The organism is Micromonospora sp. NPDC049580 (assembly GCF_040675595.1).
Classification (GTDB): domain Bacteria; phylum Actinomycetota; class Actinomycetes; order Mycobacteriales; family Micromonosporaceae; genus Micromonospora.
Genome location: NZ_JBFAPG010000698.1, coordinates 1 through 2,304, shown reverse-complemented (window position 1 = coordinate 2,304; position 2,304 = coordinate 1). Strand labels below are relative to the sequence as shown.

The following is a 2,304-nucleotide window of genomic DNA, read 5'->3' as shown; positions in this document are numbered from 1 at the left end:
CCTCGCACCCGCTCGGGTGTGGGGCCACCGGCGCGTCGACCGGGGGGGCCGGCCGGGCTCAGGCGATGACGGACGGCTCCCGCCATCGCTGCCGGCCGGTCCGGTCCAGGTCGTAGCGGACCGTGGCGATCCGCTCCACGGCCTCCACCAGGTCGGCGGCCGGCAGGGTGAACGGCAGCCGCAGGAAGCGTTCCAGGGTGCCGTCCAGACCGAACCGGGGGCCGGGCGCGAGCCGGACACCGACCTCCTCGGCGGCGCGGGCGAGCGCGCTGGAGACCGGGCCGTCCAGTTCGGCCCAGAGGGTCACGCCGCCGCGCGGCACGGTCACCCGCCAGTCCGGAAGTCGGTGCGCCAGCGCGGCCAGCAACGCGTCGCGCTGGGCGGTGAGCTGGGCCCGGCGGGCGGCGACGATGGCCGCCGCGTCGTTGAGCAGGTGCACCGCGACCAGCTGGTCGAGCACCGGGCTGGACATGTCCACGCCGACCCGGACGGCGGCCAGCCGCTGCACCTGCGGCGCGGAGGCGCGTACCCAGCCGATGCGCAGGCCACCCCAGTACGGCTTGCTCATCCCCCCGATGCTCACCACCCGGGAGTGCCGGTCGAATGTGGCCGTGGGCGGGGGCAGCTCGGTGTCGTCCAGCGGCAGGTCCACGAAGGACTCGTCGACGATCAGGTCGGTGCCGACGGCGTGGGCGGCGGCGACCACCTGCTCGCGCAACGCGGACGGCATCAGGTGCCCGGTCGGGTTCTGGAACTCCGGAATCAGGTACGCCAGCTTGGGCCGGGTCTGCCGCAGGCTGCCCAGCAGCAGGTCGGGTTCCCAGCCACCGGCGTCGGAGGACAGCCCGTGTGTCGTGATCCGGGCCCGCCGGCTGGCCAGCGCGGCGAGCGCGTTGGGGTAGGTCGGGGATTCGACGAGCACGCTCCCGCCGGGCGCCAGGGCGAGGCGCAGCACCAGGTCCAGGGCGTGCTGGGTGCCACTGGTGACCATGATCTGGTCGGCCGAGGTGGGCAACCCCCGCGCGGTGTAGCCGGCGGCCACCGCCGCGCGCAGCTCGCCGATCCCGGTCGGGTGGTAGCCGGCCCCGCCCAGGTAGCGGGGCAGATCCTCGGCGGCGGCCCGCGCGGCGGCGAGCAGCTGCGGCGGGGCCGCCAGCGCGGCGACGCCGAGGTCGATCATCTCCCGGTCGTCCAGCGGGGTCCACAGCCCGGTGCTGGCGACCCGGTGGTTGCCGGGGAGCATCGTCCAGCTGCCGGCGCCCCGGCGGCTGGCCAGATGCCCGGTCTCGCGCAGCTCCCGGTACGCGGCGGTGACCGTGGTGCGGCTGATCCGCAGCGCCTCGGCCAGCTCGCGTTCCGCCGGGAGGCGCACGCCCAGCGGGAGCCGGGCGTCGGCGAGCAGGCCGCGCACCGCGCCGGCCAGGGCGGCGTAGTCGGGACTCCGACGACGGCCCGGCAGGGCGTGCCACTGCCCGAGCAACCGGGCCAATTGGACGCCTCGCACCTGAGCTGTCATGGCCACTCCTCGGATATTGGCCTCTTCCTCCGGGAGGATTGGCACCTAGGGTGGCATGCATGGCACTGATTGGCAATCTGCGGCAGCGGCCGGTGCGACGGCTCACCCAGCTCTACGCAGGGCTCGTCCTCTACGGGGTCAGCATGGCCCTGATGATCCGCTCCGACCTGGGCCTCGACCCGTGGGACGTCTTCCACCAGGGGTTGTCCGAGCGGACCGGGCTCTCCTTCGGCACGGTCACCATCGGCGTCGGCGCCCTGGTGCTGCTGCTGTGGATCCCGCTGCGCCAGCGGCCCGGCCTCGGCACGGTCAGCAACGTGGTGGTGATTGGCCTGGTGGTGGACGCCACCCTGGCCCTGCTGCCCACCGGCGGCCCCCTCGGCGCCCGCATCGCTCTGCTGATCACCGGGATCGTCGCCAACGGCGCGGCCACCGCGCTCTACCTCGGCGCCCAGTTGGGTCCGGGTCCACGCGACGGGCTGATGACCGGCTTCGTCGCCCGCCGACCCGGGCGCTCGATCCGCCTGGTGCGCACGGTCATCGAGGTCACCGTGCTCGCGCTGGGCTGGCTGCTCGGCGGCACGGTCGGCGTGGGCACCATCGCGTACGCGCTGGCCATCGGCCCACTGGCGCAGTTCTTCATCCCGCTCGTCGCGGTGCCCGCGCTGGACGCGACCGCCGGCGACCCGCCGGGCGCCACCGCGGGCGACCCGCCGGGCGCCGCTCCCGCCCCGGCCGCCTGATCGCTCACCGACCGTCCACGGGCCGGCACGCACGATGGTCGAAAC

The 2,304-nt window shown here is 75.0% G+C and carries 2 protein-coding genes; one reads left to right on the top strand and one right to left on the bottom strand.

Translation table 11 applies throughout. The features are described from left to right. Positions 1–58 precede the first annotated feature (58 nt). Complete coding sequence (locus tag AB0J68_RS31120) at positions 59–1,516, bottom strand: PLP-dependent aminotransferase family protein (protein ID WP_354856164.1); 1,458 nt, start codon at positions 1,514–1,516, stop codon at positions 59–61. Positions 1,517–1,575: 59 nt separating this feature from the next. Between AB0J68_RS31120 and AB0J68_RS31115 the strand changes: the two genes are divergently transcribed. Beyond that, entirely contained in the window at positions 1,576–2,259 is a 684-nt protein-coding gene (locus AB0J68_RS31115; RefSeq protein WP_354856163.1) for a hypothetical protein, read from the top strand. Positions 2,260–2,304: the final 45 nt, after the last annotated feature.

Bases quoted from the DNA above. Each gene is read 5' to 3' on its own strand.
- AB0J68_RS31120 (WP_354856164.1), bottom strand. From the start codon at position 1,516: ATGACAGCTCAGGTGCGAGGCGTCCAATTGGCCCGGTTGCTCGGGCAG.
- AB0J68_RS31115 (WP_354856163.1), top strand. From the start codon at position 1,576: ATGGCACTGATTGGCAATCTGCGGCAGCGGCCGGTGCGACGGCTCACC.